The organism is Achromobacter sp. 1011811831, from assembly GCF_059760905.1.
Genome location: NZ_JCBANG010000082.1, coordinates 1 through 20,636, shown reverse-complemented (window position 1 = coordinate 20,636; position 20,636 = coordinate 1). Strand labels below are relative to the sequence as shown.

20 protein-coding genes are annotated in these 20,636 nt (G+C 68.3%); 6 read left to right on the top strand and 14 right to left on the bottom strand.

Going from position 1 to position 20,636, the window contains the following annotated elements; genetic code table 11:
- Positions 1 to 6: 6 nt before the first annotated feature.
- From AC6LJ9_RS24395 to AC6LJ9_RS24360, 8 genes are all read right to left on the bottom strand, one after another.
- Entirely contained in the window at positions 7 to 825 is an 819-nt protein-coding gene (locus tag AC6LJ9_RS24395) for a M55 family metallopeptidase (protein ID WP_498149549.1), read from the bottom strand.
- Between the two features lie 20 nt (positions 826 to 845).
- Positions 846 to 1,949: a DmpA family aminopeptidase gene (locus AC6LJ9_RS24390; RefSeq protein ID WP_498149548.1), complete on the bottom strand. Its 1,104-nt coding sequence runs from the start codon at positions 1,947 to 1,949 to the stop codon at positions 846 to 848.
- A gap of 85 nt (positions 1,950 to 2,034) precedes the next feature.
- Positions 2,035 to 2,934 (bottom strand): glutathione ABC transporter permease GsiD, encoded by a 900-nt coding sequence (gene gsiD, locus AC6LJ9_RS24385; RefSeq protein ID WP_498149547.1) that lies wholly within the window; start codon positions 2,932 to 2,934, stop codon positions 2,035 to 2,037.
- Positions 2,935 to 2,941: 7 nt separating this feature from the next.
- A complete protein-coding gene (gene gsiC, locus AC6LJ9_RS24380; protein ID WP_103273182.1) occupies positions 2,942 to 3,862 on the bottom strand; it encodes a glutathione ABC transporter permease GsiC in 921 nt (306 codons plus the stop codon).
- Between the two features lie 91 nt (positions 3,863 to 3,953).
- Positions 3,954 to 5,507 carry a glutathione ABC transporter substrate-binding protein GsiB gene (gene gsiB / locus AC6LJ9_RS24375; RefSeq protein ID WP_498149546.1) on the bottom strand — a complete coding sequence of 518 codons (1,554 nt, stop codon included), beginning with the start codon at positions 5,505 to 5,507 and terminating at the stop codon, positions 3,954 to 3,956.
- Positions 5,508 to 5,588: 81 nt separating this feature from the next.
- On the bottom strand, positions 5,589 to 7,475 hold the full coding sequence (locus AC6LJ9_RS24370) for a dipeptide ABC transporter ATP-binding protein (protein WP_212320346.1): 1,887 nt from the start codon (positions 7,473 to 7,475) through the stop codon (positions 5,589 to 5,591).
- 106 nt (positions 7,476 to 7,581) lie between these two features.
- Positions 7,582 to 8,562, bottom strand: a complete 981-nt coding sequence (locus tag AC6LJ9_RS24365) for an isoaspartyl peptidase/L-asparaginase family protein (protein WP_498142272.1) — start codon at positions 8,560 to 8,562, stop codon at positions 7,582 to 7,584.
- Positions 8,559 to 9,434: a MurR/RpiR family transcriptional regulator gene (locus tag AC6LJ9_RS24360; protein WP_103273178.1), complete on the bottom strand. Its 876-nt coding sequence runs from the start codon at positions 9,432 to 9,434 to the stop codon at positions 8,559 to 8,561. The genes AC6LJ9_RS24365 and AC6LJ9_RS24360 overlap by 4 nt, the downstream gene beginning before the upstream one ends.
- A gap of 252 nt (positions 9,435 to 9,686) precedes the next feature.
- Between AC6LJ9_RS24360 and AC6LJ9_RS24355 the strand changes: the two genes are divergently transcribed.
- Positions 9,687 to 10,145: a GNAT family N-acetyltransferase gene (locus AC6LJ9_RS24355; RefSeq protein WP_498149545.1), complete on the top strand. Its 459-nt coding sequence runs from the start codon at positions 9,687 to 9,689 to the stop codon at positions 10,143 to 10,145.
- Positions 10,146 to 10,181: 36 nt separating this feature from the next.
- Here the strand turns inward: AC6LJ9_RS24355 and AC6LJ9_RS24350 are convergent, their stop codons facing one another.
- The gene (locus AC6LJ9_RS24350) at positions 10,182 to 11,111 is read right to left on the bottom strand and encodes an AraC family transcriptional regulator (RefSeq protein ID WP_498149544.1); all 930 of its coding nucleotides are present in this window, start codon (positions 11,109 to 11,111) and stop codon (positions 10,182 to 10,184) included.
- A 123-nt stretch (positions 11,112 to 11,234) separates the two neighbouring features.
- Between AC6LJ9_RS24350 and AC6LJ9_RS24345 the strand changes: the two genes are divergently transcribed.
- Entirely contained in the window at positions 11,235 to 12,197 is a 963-nt protein-coding gene (locus AC6LJ9_RS24345) for an SDR family NAD(P)-dependent oxidoreductase (RefSeq protein WP_498149543.1), read from the top strand.
- Positions 12,198 to 12,274: 77 nt separating this feature from the next.
- On the opposite strand, the gene AC6LJ9_RS24340 is transcribed toward AC6LJ9_RS24345, so the two are convergent.
- From AC6LJ9_RS24340 to AC6LJ9_RS24330, 3 genes are all read right to left on the bottom strand, one after another.
- Positions 12,275 to 12,928, bottom strand: coding sequence for a CoA transferase subunit B (locus AC6LJ9_RS24340; RefSeq protein WP_498149542.1), 654 nt, complete (start codon positions 12,926 to 12,928; stop codon positions 12,275 to 12,277).
- Positions 12,929 to 12,939: 11 nt separating this feature from the next.
- Positions 12,940 to 13,638 carry a CoA transferase subunit A gene (locus AC6LJ9_RS24335; protein ID WP_498149541.1) on the bottom strand — a complete coding sequence of 233 codons (699 nt, stop codon included), beginning with the start codon at positions 13,636 to 13,638 and terminating at the stop codon, positions 12,940 to 12,942.
- A gap of 250 nt (positions 13,639 to 13,888) precedes the next feature.
- Positions 13,889 to 14,338, bottom strand: a complete 450-nt coding sequence (locus AC6LJ9_RS24330) for an acyl-CoA thioesterase (RefSeq protein WP_103273172.1) — start codon at positions 14,336 to 14,338, stop codon at positions 13,889 to 13,891.
- A gap of 112 nt (positions 14,339 to 14,450) precedes the next feature.
- Between AC6LJ9_RS24330 and AC6LJ9_RS24325 the strand changes: the two genes are divergently transcribed.
- The 4 genes from AC6LJ9_RS24325 (at position 14,451) to AC6LJ9_RS24310 (ending at position 18,529) form a co-directional block, all read left to right on the top strand.
- A complete protein-coding gene (locus tag AC6LJ9_RS24325) occupies positions 14,451 to 16,097 on the top strand; it encodes an electron transfer flavoprotein-ubiquinone oxidoreductase (RefSeq protein WP_498149540.1) in 1,647 nt (548 codons plus the stop codon).
- A gap of 2 nt (positions 16,098 to 16,099) precedes the next feature.
- Positions 16,100 to 16,945: an NAD-dependent epimerase/dehydratase family protein gene (locus tag AC6LJ9_RS24320; protein ID WP_498149539.1), complete on the top strand. Its 846-nt coding sequence runs from the start codon at positions 16,100 to 16,102 to the stop codon at positions 16,943 to 16,945.
- Between the two features lie 142 nt (positions 16,946 to 17,087).
- The gene (locus AC6LJ9_RS24315; RefSeq protein WP_498149538.1) at positions 17,088 to 18,188 is read left to right on the top strand and encodes a cytochrome P450 family protein; all 1,101 of its coding nucleotides are present in this window, start codon (positions 17,088 to 17,090) and stop codon (positions 18,186 to 18,188) included.
- Complete coding sequence (locus tag AC6LJ9_RS24310; RefSeq protein ID WP_103273168.1) at positions 18,185 to 18,529, top strand: antibiotic biosynthesis monooxygenase family protein; 345 nt, start codon at positions 18,185 to 18,187, stop codon at positions 18,527 to 18,529. The genes AC6LJ9_RS24315 and AC6LJ9_RS24310 overlap by 4 nt, the downstream gene beginning before the upstream one ends.
- A 54-nt stretch (positions 18,530 to 18,583) precedes the next feature.
- Here the strand turns inward: AC6LJ9_RS24310 and ltaE are convergent, their stop codons facing one another.
- Together ltaE and AC6LJ9_RS24300 are read right to left on the bottom strand one after the other, a co-directional pair.
- Positions 18,584 to 19,594 carry a low-specificity L-threonine aldolase gene (gene ltaE / locus AC6LJ9_RS24305; RefSeq protein WP_498149537.1) on the bottom strand — a complete coding sequence of 337 codons (1,011 nt, stop codon included), beginning with the start codon at positions 19,592 to 19,594 and terminating at the stop codon, positions 18,584 to 18,586.
- 76 nt (positions 19,595 to 19,670) lie between these two features.
- A complete protein-coding gene (locus AC6LJ9_RS24300; RefSeq protein WP_212320166.1) occupies positions 19,671 to 20,555 on the bottom strand; it encodes a DMT family transporter in 885 nt (294 codons plus the stop codon).
- Between the last annotated feature and the right edge of the window lie 81 nt (positions 20,556 to 20,636).

Below are 20,636 nucleotides of genomic sequence, written 5' to 3'. Positions count from 1 at the left end.
GGATCCTCAACGCAACATGAAAGACATGGCGGCCAGGCTGTTCAGCGTGCGGACGGCCGACTGCATGCTGTCCGTGGTGAACTTCAGGGTCACGCCGTCCACGCGCTCCAGCGTGGGCCACATGCAGAACAGGTCGGCCAGCGCCGGACTCTGCGTCTGCAACCGGCATTCTATAGGCGCGGGGATGCGGAAAGGAACCGCCTTTTTCAGGTTGCGCACGGCCGTCTCGGCGGCGGCCGCGATGGCGCGGCGCGAGGCCGCCGGCGACAGCGTGACGCCGCTGCCCTGCCCGTGCGCCACCTTGGTCTGCACCCATTGCGCGCCGGGGAACAGGTCCGAGGTTTCGCTGATGAAGACGTCGTCGCCGGTCGCCAGGATCACGGGCACGCCCATCTCGCCGGCCAGCGCGCCGTACAGGCCGGCCTCGCCCAGCTCCATGCCGTTGATGAACACGCGGGCGAAGGCGAAGCTGTTGATGGTGTGGGCCAGGATGCCGCGCCCCTGCGAACGCGAGTGGTAGCCGATCATGAAGACCGCGTCGCAGCCCTCTTCCAGCCCGCCCATCATGCCCAGGTAGCGCGGCTTGCCCAGCACCAGGCGGGCGCGCTCGTCCAGGCCGTCGGGCAGCAGGTTGCGGAAACCGCCGTGCGAGTCGTTGACCAGGATGTCCTCGGCGCCGCCAGCGATGGCGCCCTGCACGGCGGCGTTGGCCTCGGCGGTCATCCAGGCGCGGGCGCGCTCGTATTCGCCGTTGCCGGCGCGCACTTGCTCGGAATGGAAGACGCCGGCGACGCCTTCGATATCGGTGGAGATCAGGATCTTCATAGGGTCAGTCCTAGGGATATTCAGAATGCGGAATCAGCGAGCCATTGTTGCCACTGCTGCGCGGCTTCGCGGATGCTGGCGCGGCGATGGCCGTCGCGGCCGGTCACGCTGTCGGCGCGCCACAGCGCAGCAATGATGGCCTGCTCGCAGGCCTGCGCCGCCGCCTCGAACAGCGGATCGATGCGGGTTTCGTGCAGCATGGCGATCGCCGGCATCGGCCGGTCGGCCAGCTGTGGCACGGTGTAGGCGGTGGAAAAGGCCAGCGCGATGTCGCCGCTGCCATGGCCGAACACCGAGCCTGTGCGCGCCAGGCCGGCGCCGGCGCGCAGCGACAGGCGGCGCAGCTGGCGCGCGTCCAGCGGCGCGTCGGTGGCCAGCAGCAGGATGATCGAGCCCTTCTCAGGCGTGATCACGGCGTTCTCGCCGGCCTGCGCCAGGCTGGCGTCGAGCTGTTGCGACAGCCGGCGGCCAAACGGACGGCCGGCCACGGTCAGGTTGGGCAGGCGGCCGAAGTTGGCCAGCACCAGCGCGCCCACGGTGTATTGAAGACCGGGCTGGACCTCGGCCAGGCGCGAGGCCGAGCCGATGCCGCCCTTGAACGAAAAGCAGGACATGCCGCGCCCGGCGCCGACCGCGCCCTGCGCCATCCGCTTGCCGGCCGCCGCCAGCGCCTGGGCGTAGTGCGCTTCCTGCACCGCCATGGCCTGGATGTCATTCAGGTAGCCGTCGTTGCACTCGAAGACCAGCGGATTGACCGTGGACAGCTCGCGGCCGATGGCGGGATTGGCGGCCACGGCGGCGCGGATCTGCGCATTGGCCACGGTGCCCACGCCGAAGGTGTTGGTCAGCGCGATGGGCGTTTCCAGCACGCCCAGCTCCTGCACCTGCACCAGCCCCGTGCTCTTGCCGAAGCCGTTGAGCACGGTGGCGGCGGCGGGCGTCTTGTCCAGGAACGGGTCGCCGGCGTGCGTGCGCACCACGGTCACGCCGGTCTGCGATGCGCCGTCGGCCAGCGTGGCGTGGCCCACGGTGACGTCGCCCACGTCGCAGATGGAATCCAGGGGGCCCGCCGGCAGCTCGCCGATGCGGGGAATGTCCGGCGCTTGTGTGTCCAGCTCAGCCATGTGTCGCTCCAGAATGCGAAACGCCGCCGTCCCTTGCCGGATGCGCGCGCCAGGAGGCGCGCGCGGGCGGGACGGCGGCGTGGGATTACTTGCGATCGATCTTGGGATCGAGCGCGTCGCGCAGGCCGTCGCCCAGCAGGTTGAACGCCAGCACGGTCAGGAAGATCGCCAGTGCCGGGAAGATAGCCACGTGCGGCGCGATCACCATGTCGGCGCGGGCCTCGTTCAGCATCGCGCCCCACTCGGGAGTGGGAGGCGAGGCGCCCATGCCCAGGAACGACAGGCTGGCCGCGGTGATGATCGAGGTGCCGATGCGCATCGTGCCGTACACCACGATCGGCGAGATCGTGCCGGGCAGGATGTGGCGCATGATAATGGTCCAGTCGGACGCGCCCACGCTCTTGACCGCTTCGACGTAGGTCATCTGCTTGATCGACAGCGTGTTGCCGCGCACCAGGCGGGCAAAGGCGGGCACGCTGAACACGGCCACGGCCACGATCACGTTGACCATGCTGGAACCCAGGATGGCGACCACGCCGATGGCCAGCAGCATGCCGGGGAAGGCCAGCAGCACGTCCGAGACGCGCATGGTGATGCGTTCCCACCAGCCTTCGTAGTAGCCCGCCATCAGGCCCATGAAGGTACCGACGATGGCGCCCATGAAGACGGACAGGAAGCCGGCGGCCAGCGAGATGCGCGCGCCCATCAGGATGCGGCTGAAGATGTCGCGGCCCAGCGAGTCCACGCCCAGCCAGTGCGTCAGCGAGGGGCCGGCGTTGAGCGCGTCGTAGTCGAAGAAGTTCTCGGCGTCGAACGGCACAATCCAGGGGGCGAAGATCGCCACCACGACCAGCAGCAGGACGAAGATGCCGGCGCCGACGGCCAGCTTCTGCTTCTTGAACTTGCGCCAGAACTCGGTGGCGGGCGTGCGCACGTCGTTCTTGGGAGCGGCGGCGATGGTAGTGGCGGGTGTCGTATTGCTCATGGCCGCCTCACTTGTAACGGATGCTGGGATTGATGACGCCGTAGAGCACGTCGACAATCAGGTTGATCAGGATGAATTCCAGCGAGAACAGCAGCACCAGGCCCTGGATCACCGGATAGTCGCGCTGGGTGACGGCGTCGACCAGCAGGCGGCCCAGGCCGGGCCAGTTGAACACGGTCTCGACCACGATGGAGCCGCCCAGCAGGAAGCCGAACTGCAGACCCATCATCGTGACCACCGGGATCAGCGCGTTGCGCAGCGCGTGCTTGATGATCACGCGGCGCTCGGTCAGGCCCTTGGCGCGCGCGGTGCGCACGAAGTCTTCCTGCACCACTTCGACGAAGGACGCGCGGGTGAAGCGCGCCATCACGGCGGCCACCGCCGCGCCCAGCGTGATGGAAGGCAGGATGTAGTGTTGCCAGGTCGAGGCGCCGACGGTCGGCAGCCAGCCCAGGTTCACGGAGAAGATCTGCATCAGCATCATGCCCAGCGCGAACGCGGGGAACGAGATGCCGGACACGGCCAGCGTCATGCCGAGGCGGTCGGGCCAGCGGTTGCGCCAGACGGCCGAGACGATGCCGATGATCATGCCGAAGGCGACGGACCAGACCATGCTGGCGATCGTCAGCCACAGCGTGGGCATGAAGCGGTCGGCGATTTCGGTCGAGACGGGGCGCTTGGTACGCAGCGAGGTACCCAGGTCGCCTTGCAGCATGTGGCTGAAGTAGCGCACGAACTGCTGCGGCAGGGGCAGATCCAGCCCGAGTTCCTTGCGCACGAGTTCGACGGTCTGCTGGTCGGCCTCCTGGCCCGCGGCCAGTCGCGCCGGGTCGCCCGGAAGCATGTGCACAAACAGGAACACGACCACGGCCACCAGCAGCAGCGTGGGGATCATGCCCAAAAGACGTTTGACGATGTAGGTCAGCATTGAAATTCCTGCGACAGCGGCGGGGACATCATGTCCCCGCCGCATGCGGCCTAACTGTGGGGCCTTGCGGCCCCGGGGGTTACTGCAAGGTTTACTGCTTCAGTTCGATGTCGCCGAACCAGAACGAGGTGTCCGGTTCCACGTACACGCCCGACAGGTTCTTCGAACGGACGTACAGGTTGTTCTGGGTCACCAGGAAGGCCCACGGGGCGTCCTTCCAGATGGTTTCCTGAACGTTCTTGTAGATCTCGGTCTTCTTGGCGCGATCGGTCGTGGCCAGCGCTTGCTGCACGCCGTCGTCAACCGCCTTGTTCGAGTAGTACGACACGTTGTTGAGCACGGGCGGGAAAGCCGGCGTGGTCAGCAGCGGACGCAGGCCCCAATCGGCCTCGCCGGTCGACGAGGACCAGCCGGCGTAGTACATGCGGACCTTGGCTTCCTCGGGCTTCTGCACCTGCTGCACGCGCTGCACGCGCTGGCCGGATTCCAGCACTTCCACCGACACCTTGATGCCGACCTGGGCCAGCTGTTGCTGCAGGAACTGGACCGCCTTGACCGACGTGCCGTCGTTGTAGGCCGACCACAGCGTGCTTTCGAAGCCGTTGGGGTAGCCGGCTTCGGCCAGCAGGGCCTTGGCCTTCTTGATGTCATGCGGCCAGGCGCCGGTCTTGTAGGCGTAGTCCACGCCCTGCGGCACCACGCCTTCGACCACGGAGGCATAGCCGGAGAACGCGACCTTGGCCAGCGCTTCCTTGTTGATGGCGTAGTTGATGGCTTCGCGCACCTTGGGATTGTCGAACGGCTTTTGCTGCACGTTCATCGACAGGTAGCGGGTCATGATCGAGTTCTGGTGATCGATCACGTCCAGCTTGTCGTTCTTCTTCAGCACGGCGGCCTGCTCGAACGGCACCGGGAAGGCGAACTGGGCCTCGCCGGTCTGGACCACGGCGGCGCGCGTGTTGTTGTCGGTGACGGTGCGGAAGGTCAGCGTGTCGACCTTCGGGTAGCCCTTCTTCCAGTAGCCGTCGAACTTCTTGACCTTCAGGTATTCGGCCGGCTTCCATTCGACGAATTCGAACGGGCCGGTGCCCACCGGGTGGAAGCCGATTTCCTTGCCGTACTTGGCCAGCGCGGCCGGCGAGATCATCATGGCGGCCGGGTGGGCCAGCGCGTTGATGAAGGCCGAGAACGGCTTCTTCAGCGTGATCTTGATCGTCAGCGGATCCACCACTTCGGTCTTCTCGATGACGCTGAACTGGATGTAGCGCGACAGGCGGTTGTCCGGGTTGGCCGGGCGGTCGAAGTTGATCTTGACGGCTTCGGCGTTGAAGTCGGTGCCGTCATGGAACTTGACGCCTTCGCGCAGCTTGAACGTGTAGACCAGGCCGTCTTCGCTGACGGTGTAGTCGGTGGCCAGCACCTTCTGGACCTTCAGGTCCTTGTCGAACTCGAACAGGCCTTCGTAGTAGGCCTTGCCGGCCGCCTGGTTCAGGGTGCTGTTGGTGTTGTACGGATCGAGCGTTTCCAGGGCGATGGCGACGGCAAACGTCACGTCCTTGGAAGCGTGCGCCAGCGGCGAACTGAGCACGCCGAAAGCCACCGCGGCGGCGGCCATCAGCTTGGTGGGGCGCAAAACTTTCATCATTGCAACTCCTGGTTCCGTATGGAATCTATGGGGTTTTGTGGAAGAAACTTCAGATACGGCACAACTGCACGGCGCGGCCGCTCAGTACGCGCCGCCAACGGGGTGGCGGGCGACGAAGTGGTCCTTGCCTACCTGCACCAGCGGCTGCACCACCGGCTCGTCGCCGAGCTTGCGGATCGGGCTGGGAATTTCATCGGACAGCAAGGTGCGCTTCATGTGGCGGCGCGCCGGATCGGCGATCGGCACGGCCGACATCAGCTTCTTGGTGTACGGGTGCTGCGGGTTCTCGAAAATTTCGCGGCGCGGGCCGATCTCGACGATCTGGCCCAGGTACATCACCGCCACGCGGTGGCTGACGCGCTCGACCACGGCCATGTCGTGCGAGATGAACAGGAAGGCGATGCCCATGTCGCGCTGCAGGTCGATCAGCAGGTTCACGATCTGCGCCTGGATCGACACGTCCAGCGCCGACACCGATTCGTCGGCGATCACGACCTTGGGGTTCAGGGCCAGGGCGCGCGCGATGCAGACGCGCTGGCGCTGGCCGCCGGAGAATTCGTGCGGATAGCGCTGCGCCATCTCGGCCGGCAGGCCGACGCGCTCGAGCAGCTCGGCGACGCGGCGCTCGGCTTCCTTGCCCTTGGCCACGCCGTGCACCAGCAGCGGCTCCATGATCGAGAAGCCGACCGTGACGCGCGGATCGAGCGAGGCGAAGGGATCCTGGAACACGAACTGGATGTCGCGGCGCAGCGATTGCAGCTCGCTGTTCTTCAGGCGCACGATGTCGCGGCCGCCGAAGCGGATCTCGCCGCCCTGGCTCTCGACCAGGCGCAGCAGCGAACGGCCGGTGGTGGACTTGCCGCAGCCCGACTCGCCCACCAGCGACAGCGTCTCGCCGGGGTACAGGTCGAAGCTGACCTTCTCGACGGCATGCACGCGGCGCTGCACGCGGCTCATGATGCCGCCGCGCAGATCGAAGCGCGTGACCAGGTCGCGCACGCTGAGGATCGGCTCCTTGCGCGCGGCCGGCACTTCCTGGGTGCTGGCGGCGGCGGGCTCGGCCACGGGCTGGGCCTTGCCGTCCACCTGCAGCAGCGGGAAGCGGGCCGGCAGGTCGGTGCCCTGCATGGCGCCCAGCTTGGGCACCGCCGACAGCAGCGCGCGGGTGTAGGCATGGCGGGGATCGGCGAACACGCGCTCGGACGGGCCTTCCTCGACCTTGTCGCCGCGATACATGACCAGCACGCGGTCGGCCACTTCGGCCACCACGCCCATGTCGTGGGTGATGAACACCACGCCCATGTGCATTTCTTCCTGCAGCTGGCGGATCAGTTGCAGGATCTGGGCCTGGATGGTCACGTCCAGCGCGGTGGTCGGCTCGTCGGCGATCAGCAGCGCCGGCTTGCAGGCCAGCGCCATGGCGATCATGACGCGCTGGCGCATGCCGCCGGACAGCTGGTGCGGGAAACGGTCCAGCACCGACTTGGCCTCGGGAATGCGCACCTGCTCCAGCATGCGCAGCGCCTCGGCGCGCGCGGCGGCGGCATCCTTGCCCTGGTGCTGGCGGATCGATTCGGCGATCTGGTCCCCGGCGGTGAACACCGGGTTCAGCGAGGTCATGGGTTCCTGGAAGATCATGGCCATGTCCGCGCCGCGCACATTGCGCATGACGCGCTGGCTGGAATTGACCAGATCGACCACCGAGCCGTTGCGCCGGCGCAGCGCCATGTTGCCCTGGGCGATGCGGCCGCCGCCGTGCTCGACCAGGCGCATCAGCGCCAGCGAGGTCACCGACTTGCCGGAACCGGACTCGCCCACGATGGCCAGGGTCTCGCCCCGGTCCACGTGGAAGGACAGGTTGCGCACGGCTTCGACCGTGCGCTCCGAGCCGACGAAGCGCACCGTCAGGTCGTCGACCTGGACCACGCGGTTATCCGGCATCGCCAGGCTGTTAGCGCGATCAACCATCTTTCTTCAATCCCCAAAACTCGAAAATTCCGCCGCCCGGCTCGGCCGGACGGCGGTGTAAAAAGCCCTGCGCGAGCCTGCCGCCCCCACGGGGGCGCTGCGCGCCTTAGCGGTAGATGGCCACGACGGGCTCTTCGCCCACCCGGCCATAACCGCGGTACATGCCTTCGGTGTTGAACGGCAGGGCCACATTGCCCTGCGCGTCCACGGCCACCAGGCCGCCCTTGCCTTCGATCGTCGGCAGCTTGTCCATCACGACGCTGTCGGCGGCCTGCGCCAGGCTGGCGCCGGCGTATTCCATCTGCGCCGCCACGTCGTACGCGGCAACCATGCGGATGAACATCTCGCCGGTGCCCGTCGCCGACACGGCGCAGGTCTTGTTGCTGGCATAGGTGCCGGCGCCGATCAGCGGAGCGTCGCCGACGCGGCCGATCTGCTTGTTGGTGATGCCGCCGGTGGACGTGGCCGCGGCCAGGTTGCCCTGGGCATCGACCGCCACCGCGCCCACCGTGCCGAACTTCTTGTCGGCGTCCAGCGGGTCGGCCGGCGCGGGCTGGCCGCGCGCCACCATGGCCTGGCCGTCATGGTCCAGCACGGCGGCCTCGGGCGTCTCGCGCTGCACGCGCAGCAGCTGCTCGCGGCGGGCTTCGGTCGAGAAATAGGACGGGTCAACCAGCTCCAGCCCTTCCTGGCGGGCGAAGTCCTCGGCGCCCTCGCCCACGAAGAACACGTGCTTGCTGTTCTCCATGACCTTGCGCGCCGCGAAGATCGGGTTGCGCACGCGGTGCACGTTGGCGATGGCGCCCGAGCGCAGCGTGGCGCCGTCCATGATGGCGGCGTCCAGCTCGTGCGTCGCGGCGCTGGTGAAGACCGAACCGTGGCCGGCGTTGAACAGCGGGCAGTCCTCCAGCAGGCGCACGGCCTCGGTGACCGCGTCCAGGGCGCTGCCGCCGGCGGCCAGCACGGCCTGGCCGGCTTGCACGATGGACTTCAGCGCGCCCAGGTACTCCTGTTCTTTCTCCGGGGACATGGCCGCGCGGGACATCGCGCCGGCGCCGCCGTGAATGGCGATCACGGGTTGAATCATCGTTTACCTACTCCATGTATGAGCCACGGCATCACGGACTGGGTCACCCCGGCCGCGGCCGCGACGGAATTCTTGGCGCGATAGGCCACGGCGGCCGACAGGGCTTCGATCAGCCCCAGCGCCGCGGTCTCGGAATTGGGTATCAGCTGGCGCGTCGACACCGCGTACAGCACCACGGACGCGGCGGGCGCCAGCGGCGACGTGGGCTTGTCGGTCAGCACCAGCACCGGCACGCCGGCCTGCTTGGCCGCATTGGCCAGCGTGACCGTGTCGGCCAGGTAGCGCGGGAAGGCGATGGCAATGACCAGATCCTTGCTGGTCATGCGCGACATCTGGCGGGCGGCGTGGGATACGCCGCCGGGGCCGGCGAGCGACTCGACCGAGTGCAGGTGCATGCACAGGCCGCGTTGCAGCATGCCGGCCAGGAAGCCGCTGGCGCCGAAACCGATGATGAAGACGCGATCAGCGCCCAGGATGATGTCGACGGCCTGCTCGCAGGCCTCGGCGTCCAACCCTTGCAGGTTGCGCTGGGCATTGCGGATGTCTTCTTCCAGCGTGGCGGCGAAGATCTGCACGGCGCTGGCCGAATGCGCCAGCTCGGTGCGCAGCTTTTCCACGGGTTCCAGCGCGGCCTCGAAGCCGCGCGCCAGCTCGGCGCGGAACTGCGGATAGCCCGGCAGTTCCAGCGCGCGCGCGAAGCGGTTGGCCGTGGCCACCGACACGCCCACCGCCGCGGCGAATTCATCGATCGTCATGGTGGCGACGCGGAACTGGTGCGCCAGCACGTACTCGGCCATCTTGTGCTGGGTGCGGCTCAGCGCGGGCTGGGCCCGGGCGATCCGATCAGCGATCGTGAGTACGGCTTTGTTCATGGGGGAGCGAGCGGAATGGCGCGGAAAACGTGGCAGAAATTTATGTAAATTCGTTTACAGATAAATTTTAGATAAGAAAATAGATTTTCATACTAGGGGTATACCCGTGATTGGATGTAACAAGCGGCCCGGATTCGGACCGGCTCCGCTACCCCGGGTTTGCCGCGCCTGTTTGCGGTACGCTTTGCGCCGGCCGCCTTCGCCTGCCCCGCGGCGCCCCGGCCGTCTCCCCCTCTCCTGGAACCGATCCCCATGCCCGCCTGGACCTGCAAGCCCCACGCCGACCTGAGCACCGCCGAACTCTACGCACTGCTGACACTACGCTCGGTCGTGTTCGTCATGGAGCAGAACTGCCCCTACCTGGACATGGACGGCCAGGATCTGCAAGGCCAGACGCAGCACCTGATGGCCTGGGACAACGGCGCACTGGTTGCCTACTGCCGACTGCTGGAACCGGCCCGCAACGAAGGCCGGGCCGTGATCGGCCGGGTCGTCACCGCGCCCTCGGCGCGCGGCACGGGCCTGGGCCATGAGCTGGTGCGCCGCGCCAAGGAGGAAATCCGCCGCGTCTGGCCCGGCCAGCCCATCTACCTGAGCGCGCAGGCGCACCTGCAGCGCTACTACGGCGCGCACGGTTTCAAGGCCGTGACCGAGGAATACATGGAAGACAACATCCCGCACATCGGGATGCTGCTGGACGAGCCCGCCTGAGCGCGGCGGGGCACGCGGACACGAAAGCCGCCGGCTCTACCAGCCCTGCTGCCCGCCCGGCGGAACCGGCGCCCGCCGGTACGCGCTCGGCGCGCTGCCCATGACACGCTTGAAGGCATGACTGAACGCGCTGTCGGAGTCATAGCCCAGCTTCTGCGCGACCGAGGAAATCGTCGCCTGGCTGCCCGTCAGCGCGCGCGCCGCCAGCTGCATACGCCAGCGCAGCACGTATTCCAGCGGCGCGATGCCCGCCTTGCGCTTGAAATGCAGGGCCAGCGTGGAACGCGACACGCCCGCGATTTCGGCCAGCGCCTCGACGGTCCAGGCGCGCGCGGGATCGGCGTGGATCGCCTGGATCGCCGCGCCGACGCGAGGATCCGAGACCGCCAGCAGCCAGCTCGGCGCGCCATCGCCGCCCCGCTCCAGATAGAGCCGCAGCATTTCCACCAGCATGATGTGGCCCAGGTGCTGGATCACGATAGCGCCGCCCGGCGAGGCGTGCGCCAGCTCATGGGCCAGGCGCTGCAAGGCCCAGCTCAGCACCGCCGCCTGGTCCGAACCGCTCTTGACCACGGCGACGGGCGGCAGTCCTTCGACCAGCAAGCCGGCGGCCTCGCCGAACGCGAAGCGCCCTCCGATCAGGAAGAACCCATCGGCCGTGCCCCAACGGGCGATGCCCTGGACGGCATGGCGATAGACCTGATCCGCCGGAACGGCCGGCAGGCCGGGATCGCTGCGCAATGAAAACGTCCGCTTGCGCGACAGCAGGAAGCAGTCGCCGCGTTCCAGCCGGATCGCCTGCGCCAAGCCCTCGACGCTCAGCCAGCAGGCGCCCTCGACGACCGCGTTGAACTTGATGCCATCAGGCGCGGGAAAGTCGATGGCCCAATCGCCGCCCGCCCGCAGGCCGGCGAAGAAGGAGCTTTGGGTATTCAACAAGGCTAGGACTTCGGACAACGGATCCATGGCGCGGCCTCGGACGATCTCGACAGAGTAGCGGACTTTGCTGCATTCACAGTCTCAAGTCCAGTGCGCAGAATGCAGCGCATGGATTCCGTCCGGACATCCCAAGGCTTACAAGGATTTGCCATGCCCCATCCGCAGTTTCCGATCGGCTCCGGTTTCGGCGCCGCCACCACCGCGCAGGCGGTGCTCGCCGGCCTGGACCTGTCCCACGCCACCGCCATCGTCACCGGCGGCCACTCCGGCCTGGGACTGGAAACCACCCGCGCGCTGGCCCAGGCCGGCGCGCGCGTCATCGTCGCGGCGCGCGACGCCGAGGCCGCCCGCGCGCAGACGCGCGACATCGCCGGGGTCCAGGTCGAACCGCTGGATCTCGCCAGGCTGGACAGCGTGCGCGATTTCGCCCGGCGCTTCCTGGCCGGCGGACAGCATGTCGACATGCTGATCTGCAGCGCGGGCATCATGGCCTGCCCCGAGACCCGCGTCGGGCCGGGCTGGGAAGCGCAGTTCGCCACCAATCACCTGGGCCACTACGCGCTGGCGAACCTGCTCTGGCCGGCGCTCCGGGGCGGCGCGCGCGTGGTCGCCGTCTCGTCCGCCGGACACCATCAATCCGGCATGCGCTGGGACGATGTGCAGTTCACGCGGGGCTACGACAAATGGCTGGCCTACGGGCAGTCGAAAACCGCGAACGCCCTGTTTGCCCTGCATCTGGACAAGCTGGGACGAGAGCACGGCGTGCGCGCCTTTTCGCTGCATCCCGGCAAGATCTTCACGCCGCTGCAACGCCACCTGACACAGGAGGAGATGACGGCCGCGGGCTGGCTGGACGCCAGCGGCCAGCCAGCCGACCCCAGCTTCAAGACCGTGCAGCAAGGCGCGGCCACTCAGACCTGGGCGGCCGCCTCGCCGCAGCTGGAAGGCATGGGCGGGCTGTACTGCGAGGATTGCGACGTCGCCGCACTGGACCAGGGCGAAGCTCCCTCCTTCGCAGGCGTGCGCCCGCACGCGGTCGATCCCGAGGCGGCGGCGCGGCTGTGGGCGCTATCCGCCGAGCTCACCGGGATCGACGCGTTCGCCGCGCGCTGAGCCGCCCGCGCGCGCCGCTCGTACAGGCAAGAAAAAAGCCCCTCGCGGGGCTTTCCTCTGCTTGCGCAAGACGGCGCCTACTTCACCGCCGACACATCCAGCTTGGCCAGCGTCTTGGACTGGATCTCGTCGACCGTCACGCCCGGCGCCACTTCCAGCAGCTTCAGGCCGCCCTCGGTGACTTCCATCACGCCCAGGTCAGTGATGATCAGGTTGACCACGCCCACGCCGGTCAGCGGCAGGTTGCACGCCGGCAGCAGCTTGATGTCCTCGGTGCCGTCCTTCTTCTTGGCCACGTGTTCCATCAGGACCACCACGCGGCCCACGCCGGCCACCAGGTCCATCGCCCCGCCCATGCCCTTGACCATCTTGCCCGGGATCATCCAGTTGGCCAGGTCGCCCTGTTCGGACACCTGCATCGCGCCCAGGATCGCCAGGTTGATCTTGCCGCCGCGGATCATCGCGAAGGAATCGGCCGACGAGAAGATCGACGAGCCCGGCAGCGTCGTGACCGTCTGCTTGCCGGCGTTGATCAGGTCGGCGTCGACCTCGGCATCGGTCGGGAAGGGGCCGATGCCCAGCAGGCCGTTCTCCGATTGCAGCCACACTTCCATGCCGGCCGGCACGTGGTTGGCCACCAGGGTGGGCAGGCCGATGCCCAGGTTCACATAAAAGCCGTCTTGCAGCTCGCGCGCGGCGCGCGCCGCCATTTCATCGCGGGTCCATGCCATGTCCGTTCTCCTCAGGCCGGGCGGGTGGTGCGTTGTTCGATGCGTTTTTCCGGCGTGGCGTTCAGCACGATCCGTTGCACATAGATGCCGGGCAGGTGGACCTGGTCGGGATCCAGGCTGCCGGTCTCGACGATCTGCTCGACCTCGACCACGGTGATCTTGCCGGCCATCGCCACGTTCGGGTTGAAGTTGCGCGCGGTCTTGCGGAACACCAGGTTGCCGCTGCGGTCGGCGATGTGCGCCTTGACCAGCGACACGTCCGGCGTCAGCGAACGCTCCATCACGTACTGCTGGCCGTCGAACTCGCGGATCTCCTTGCCGTCGGCCACGATGGTGCCCACGCCCGTGCGGGTGAAGAACGCCGGAATGCCGGCGCCGCCGGCGCGCAGCTTCTCGGCCAGCGTGCCCTGCGGCGTGAATTCCAGCTCCAGCTCGCCCGACAGGTACTGGCGCTCGAATTCCTTGTTCTCGCCCACGTAGGACGCGATCATCTTGCGCACCTGCCGCGTGTTCAGCAGCTGGCCCAGGCCGAAACCGTCCACGCCGGCGTTGTTGCTCACGCACGTCAGGTCCTTGACGCCCGAATCGCGCAGCGCCGCGATCAGCGCTTCCGGAATGCCGCAAAGGCCGAAGCCGCCCACGGCGATCATCTGGCCGTCCTTGACGATGCCTGCCAGCGCCTCCTGGGCGCTTGCATAAACTTTGTCCATCGCTCCAACTCCTGTTTGGGTCTAACCGAAGTAGCGCCCTGCCCTGGCCCGGCGCCTGCCATCGGCAGGTCCGGAGCCCGTGACGGGCCCTGTCTTTTCCTGGAGCGCGGCCATCGGCCCGGCTCCGGCGCGACTGCCTGCCGGAACGCGGCGCCTGGCGATGGCGCGCCCCTTATTGCTATTGTGATCCTGCGCCAGATTCTACCGGCTTGGCCAGTGAATGCGCGCGCAGGGAAAGCCCGGACGCGCCTCAGGCCGCCGGCTGGAACTGCGTGGCCATCTTGGCCAGCACTTCAGGCGGCCACGGGGCGGACGTATTGGCCACGTAATCCATCCAGACCAGCACATTGCGGCCGCGCGCGTAGGGGCCGGCATCGTCGCCGACCTTTTCCAGCAGCAGTTCGAATTCGGCGCTGGAACGACCGATGCGGGTCACGGTATGGGTCACTCGCACGGTGGCCGGATACGTCAGCGGGCGCAGGAAATCGCAGGACGCGTGCGCCAGGATGGCGCCGTCGTTGGCCGGCAATTCGAAGCCCGCGTCGTACAGGATGCGCATGCGCGCCTCTTCCATGAGGCGGAAATACAGCGTGTTGTTGAGATGGTTGAGCGCGTCCGAATCGCCCCAACGCAGGGGCAGATCCACCTGGTGGGTATCGCCCACCGCAAGAATCCGCGCAGACAGCGTGTCCGGGTTCACCAATTACTCCTGATGGCTATAGGAAATGCGAAGGCGGCACCGCCTCCGGCTGCAATACAATCGTTGATAATACTTCCAGCCATACATGGGATACATACGGGGAGCTTTGCAAATGTCTGAACGCGAGTCGATGGAATATGACGTGGTCGTGGTCGGCGGCGGACCTGCCGGCCTGGCCACCGCCATCCGCCTGAAGCAGCTGGCCGCCGACAAGGGCCAGGAAATCGGCGTCTGCGTCCTGGAGAAAGGCGCCGAACTGGGCGCGCACACGCTGTCCGGCGCGGTCATGGATCCGCTGGCCCTGACCGAGCTCATCCCCGACTGGAAGGAAAAGGGCGCGCCGCTGACCGTGCCGGTCACGCAGGACAAGTTCATGTTCCTGAGCGAGACCGGCGCCCGCGTCACGCCCAACTGGCTGCTGCCGCCCTGTTTCCACAATGAAGGCAACTACATCGTCCGCCTGGGCGAGGTGGTCAAGTGGATGGGCGAACAGGCCGAGGCGCTGGGCGTGGACATCTTCCCCGGCTTCGCCGCGGTCGAAGTGCTGTACGACGAACAGGGCGCCGTGCGCGGCGTGGCCACCGGCGACATGGGCGTGGCCCGCGACGGCAGCCACACCGACCACTACCAGCCCGGCATGGAACTGCATGCGCGTTATACGGTGTTCGCCGAAGGCGCGCGCGGCCAGCTGGGCCGCCAGCTGATCGAGCGCTTCAAGCTCGACGACGGCCGCAACGCCCAGTCCTACGGCATCGGCATCAAGGAAATGTGGGAGATCGATCCGGCCCAATCCAAGCCCGGCCTGGTGATCCACACCGCCGGCTGGCCGCTGGACGCCGACACCTACGGCGGCTCCTTCCTCTATCACCTGGACAACAACCTGGTAGCGGTCGGCCTGATCGTCGGTCTGGACTACGCCAATCCCTGGCTGTCGCCGTTCGACGAGTTCCAGCGCTACAAGACCCACCCCGCCATCCGCGGCACCTTCGAAGGTGGCAAGCGCATCGCCTACGGCGCGCGCGCCATCACCGCGGGCGGCCTGCTGGCCCTGCCCAAGCTCACCGTGCCCGGCGGCGCGCTGGTCGGCTGCGAGGCCGGCTTCCTCAATGCCTCGCGCATCAAGGGCAGCCATGCCGCCATCAAGACCGGCATGCTGGCCGCCGACGCCGCGTTCGACGCGGTGCTGGCCGACCGGCGCCAGGACGAGCTGTCCGCCTACCCGGCCGCGTTCAAGTCCTCGTGGCTGCACGAAGAACTGAACAAGGCGCGCAACTTCAAGCAGTGGTTCAAGAAGGGCCGCACCGTCGCCACCGTCATGACCGGCATCGAGCAGCTGGTGCTCAAGGGCAACTTCCCCTGGACGCTGCGCAACAACAAGCCCGACCACGCCAGCCTGCAGCCGGCCTCGCAATGCGCGCGCATCGATTATCCCAAGCCCGACGGCAAGCTCACGTTCGACAAGCTCAGCTCGGTGTTCATCTCGAACACCAACCATGACGAGAACGAGCCGGTGCACCTGACGCTGAAGGATCCGGCAGTGCCGGTGCAGGTCAATCTGGCCAAGTACGGCGGCCCGGAATCGCGCTACTGTCCGGCCGGCGTGTACGAGTTCGTCAAGGACGACCACGGCGACGACCGCCTGCAGATCAACGCGCAGAACTGCGTGCACTGCAAGACCTGCGACATCAAGGACCCCACCCAGAACATCGTCTGGGTCGCCCCGCAGGGCGGCGAAGGCCCCGTCTACAGCGGCATGTGAGCATGGCCGAGCGTGCGCTGCTCATCGGCTGCGGCGACCTGGGCCTGCGCGCCGCGCGGCGGCTGCGGGCCCAGGGCGTGGAAGTCCATGCCCTGCGGCGCCAGCCGCCCGCTGACGACGCGGACGGCATCGCCTGGCTGCGCGGCGACATCTCCCGGCCCGACGGCATCCCCGTCCTGCCCGCCGGCATCACCCGCCTGATCTTCCTGCCCGCCCCCGGCGCGCGCGACGAAGCCGTCTATCGCGGCGTGTTCGTCGACGGCCTGCGCAACGTGCTCGGCGCGCTGGACGCCTCCCATCTGCAACGCATCGTGTTCGTGTCGTCCAGCGCCGTCTATGGCGAACACGAAGGCGGCTGGGTCGACGAAGACACGCCGCCCGCGCCGCAAGGCTTCAACGGCCGCATCCTGCTGGAAGCCGAGGCATTGCTGGCCGCCCGGCCCGAATCCGCCACGGCGCTGCGACTGGCCGGCCTGTATGGCCCAGGCCGGCTGCAGCTGATCGAGCGGCTGCGCGCGGGCCAGGCCGGCGCGCCCGTCGAACCCCCGCATTGGGCCAACCGCATCCACATCGATGACGCCGCCGAGGCCGTCGCGCATCTGGCCCTGCTGCCCGCCGTCGCGCCCGTGTACATCGGCTGCGACGATACGCCGCTGCCGCTACACGAGCTGTACGCCGACCTGGCGCGCACCATCGGCGCGCCCGCGCCACGCATCGCCCCCGCGCCCGCCAATGTGGGCAGCAAGAAACTCAGCAACGCGCGGCTGCGCGCCAGCGGCCTGCGCCTGCAGTGGCCGGACTCGCGGCCCGGCTATGCGGCGCTGCTGGCCGACAACGGACGCGCCTGAGTCCTCGTCCCGCGCGCCATGCCCTGGCGCGCACGGCTCGTCCGGTGTTCGCTTGCAAGCGCATGCATGGTTCGTTCCCCATCGAATCATGCCCCGCGACGAACCGGGATACTGGCGGCTCGTTCCATCACGATCCCGCGCCATGCCGCCCACCGATCCCATCGCCGCCGTCACCCACGCCGATCCCTATCCCTACTATGCCGCGCTGGCGCGCGAGCGTCCGCTGTACCGCGACGACACGCTGAACCTGTGGGTCGCCAGCAGTCCACAGGCCATCACGCAGGTGCTCGCGCATCCCGCCGCCCGCGTCCGGCCGCCTGCCGAACCCGTGCCGCGCGGCCTGTGTCCCGGCCCCGCCGGCGCGCTGTTCGGCCGCTATGTCCGGATGAACGACAGCGCCGAACACGCCAGGCTCAAGACGCTGCTGCGCGCCTACATCGACGGCCAGCCCGCGCCGGACCTGGACGGCGCCTGGCCGCTGCCGCGTATCGACGCGGCCGGCGTGGACCGCTACCTGACTCTCGCGCCGGTGTATGCGCAGGCGGCCTTCATGGGCCTGCCGCCGGACGTGCACGGTGCATGCGCGACCGACATCGCGGACTTTATCGCGGCGCTGCCCGCCACGGCCGACGCCGCGCGCATCGAACGCGCCCACCGCGCCGCCGAGCGCCTGCAGGCGCGCATGCTGGCCTATCTGCACGCGCCCCAGGCCGGCGAAACGCTGCGCCGGTTGCGGCAGGACTGCGCCCAGGCCGGCATCGGCATGGACCTGCTGGCCGCCAACCTGGCCGGGCTGCTGTTCCAGTCGTGCGAAGCGGGCGCAGCCCTGCTCGGCAATGCGCTGGTGCTGGCCGGCCGGCGCGGCCTGCTGCAGGCGCCGCCCCCGGACGCGGCGCGCGAACTGGTCGCCGAAACGCTGCGCATTGATCCGCCGATACACAACACCCGGCGCTTCCTGGCCGACGAGATCACCGTCGACGGCCAGCGCATCCCCGCCGGGCAGACCGTGCTGCTGGTGCTGGCCGCCGCCGCCCTCGCGCAACCCGACACGCCCTGGACCTTCGGCGCGCTGGGCCACGCCTGTCCCGGCCAGGACCTGGCGCGCCGCCATGCGGCGGGCGCGCTGGCCCATCTGCTGCGCGCCGGCGCCGACGCGCCCGCCCTGGCCGCGAGCCATCGCTACCGGCCGCTGCCCAACGCCCGCCTTCCCCTGTTTGACTGCGCCAAGGACGCACACCCATGATCGCCGTGATCTTCGAAGTCGAACCCGCCCAGGGCGATCCCAAGCCTTATCTGGACATCGCCGCCACCCTGATCGACGAACTGAAGGCAATCGACGGCTTCATTTCCGTCGAGCGTTTCCAGAGTCTGAGCACGCCGGGCAAGCTGCTGTCGCTGTCGTTCTGGCGCGACGAAGATGCCGTGCGCCGCTGGCGCTCTCTGGAATCGCACCGCCGCGCGCAGGCCGCCGGCCGCGGCGGCGTGTTCCAGGACTATCGGCTGCGCGTGGCGCAGGTGCTGCGTGACTATGGCATGGCGCGGCGCGACGAAGCGCCGGGCGACAGCCGCGAACGGCACGGCTGAAGCGGCTCGTCAGGCTCGCTTGACGCCACGCACGGCCATCCAAGGATGTCGGTCTCAGGCCAGATGCCGCGCCACCGAGGCCACCACACGCCGCACGTCGTCGGCCGACACGTCCAGATGCGTCACCAGCCGCGTCGAGCCGCCGTAGACGGCGCGCATCAGGATGCCGTCCGCCGCCACGCCGGCGTTCAGCGCGTCGCAGCGCGACGGCTCGAACTCGACGAACACCATGTTCGTATCCTGCGACAACACCCGCAGGCCCGCGATGCCGCGCAGTCCCTCGGCCAGCAGGCGCGCATGCTCATGATCCTGCGCCAGCCGTTCGACGTTGTGCTCCAGCGCGTACAGGCAGGCGGCCGCTAGCACGCCGGACTGGCGCAGGCCGCCGCCCAGCATCTTGCGCCAGCGCAGCGCGCGCTCGATCAAGGCGCGGCCGCCGACCAGCACCGAGCCCACGGGCGCGCCCAGCCCCTTGGAAAAGCAGATGGAAACCGTGTCGAACGGCGCGCACAGCTCGGCCAGCGGCCGGCCGCTGGCGACGGCGGCATTGAACACGCGCGCCCCATCCAGATGCACGCCCAGGCCCAATCCGCGCGCCCAGGCGCTGGCCGCCTCGATGTACGCGGCGGGAATCAGCTTGCCGTGGAAGGTGTTCTCCAGCGCCAGCAGGCGCGTGCGCGCGTAGTGCGGATCGCCCTTGGGCTTGACGGCCTCTGCCAGCCGCTCAAGCGGCAGCGTGCCATCCTCGGCATGCTCGATGGGCTGGGGCTGGATACTGCCCAGCACCGCCGCGCCGCCGCCTTCGTAACGGTAGGTGTGAGCAAGCTGGCCCACCAGGTATTCGTCGCCGCGCTCGCAATGCGCCATCAGCGCGGCCAGGTTGCATTGCGTGCCGGACGGGAAGAACAGGCCCGCCTCCTTGCCGGCGCGCTCGGCCACGGCCGCCTGCAGGCGGTTGACGCTGGGGTCGTCGCCCATCACGTCGTCGCCGACCGGCGCGGCCATCATGGCCTGGAGCATGGCGGCCGTAGGCCGGGTGACGGTGTCGCTGCGCAAATCAATCATGGAAGGACCTTGGTACGGAATGCGGATTCGTAAAACAGGGAACTGCGCGCCAGCGGGTGGCGACGGCGGCCGGGGTTCATTCCTTGCCCGGCGGCGCGGCGCGGCTCACGACCCAGATGCCGGCCAGGATCAGCGCCATGCCCGCCAGCTCGGCGCCGCTGGGCCGCTCGGACAGCAGCGCCCAGGCCAGCAGCATGGCCACCACCGGCACGCCCAGGCTGGACAGGCCCGCGATGGACGCGGGCACCCGGCGCACCACCTGCAGCCACAGCAGCCAGCCGGCAGCCGTGGCGATGAACACGATGTAGACCATGCCCAGCGACAGCTGCCAGCCCCATTGCGCCGGAATCTGCGGCACCATCCAGGCCACCGGCGCCATGACCAGCCCGCCCAGCAGCATCTGCCAGGCGGTGAACACCATCACGTCGGGACGGTGACGCTCGAACATGCGCTTGGACAGCACCGTGCCCACGCCCCAGCACAGGCCGCTGCCCAGTCCCAGCAGCACGGGCTTGATATCGCCCAGCCCGTTCCAGGGCTCGACGAAACAGACCAGGCCGATCGCCGCCAGCCCGATGCCGGCGGCATGCCGGACAGTGGGACGCTCGCGCAGCAGCCACCAGGCGAACAACACCACCCAGAAGGGCATGGTGTAGGCCATCAGCGATACCTTGCCGACGCCGCCCGAGACCAAGGCCGTCTGGACAAAACCCTGGAATCCGGCCGTCTGCGTCAAGCCGATCAGCAGCGTCAACCCCCAGGGCGGCATGGCCAGCGGCCGGCGCGTGGCCAGGGCCAGCACGAACAGCACGACGGCGCCGGTCACGTAGCGCAGCGCCACGAAGTCGAAGGGACCGATGTACGGCACGATCAGCTTCATCGCGATCCAGCTGCCCGCCCATACGAGGATGGTGCTCAACATCAGGGCCAGGCCGGCGCGATCGAAACTGCTGCGGTTCACTGCGGGGACTCCAGGTGGATGGGGATCGGAAAACAAAGACGCCCGTAACGGATACCGTTACGGGCGTCTGCCATTATGCTC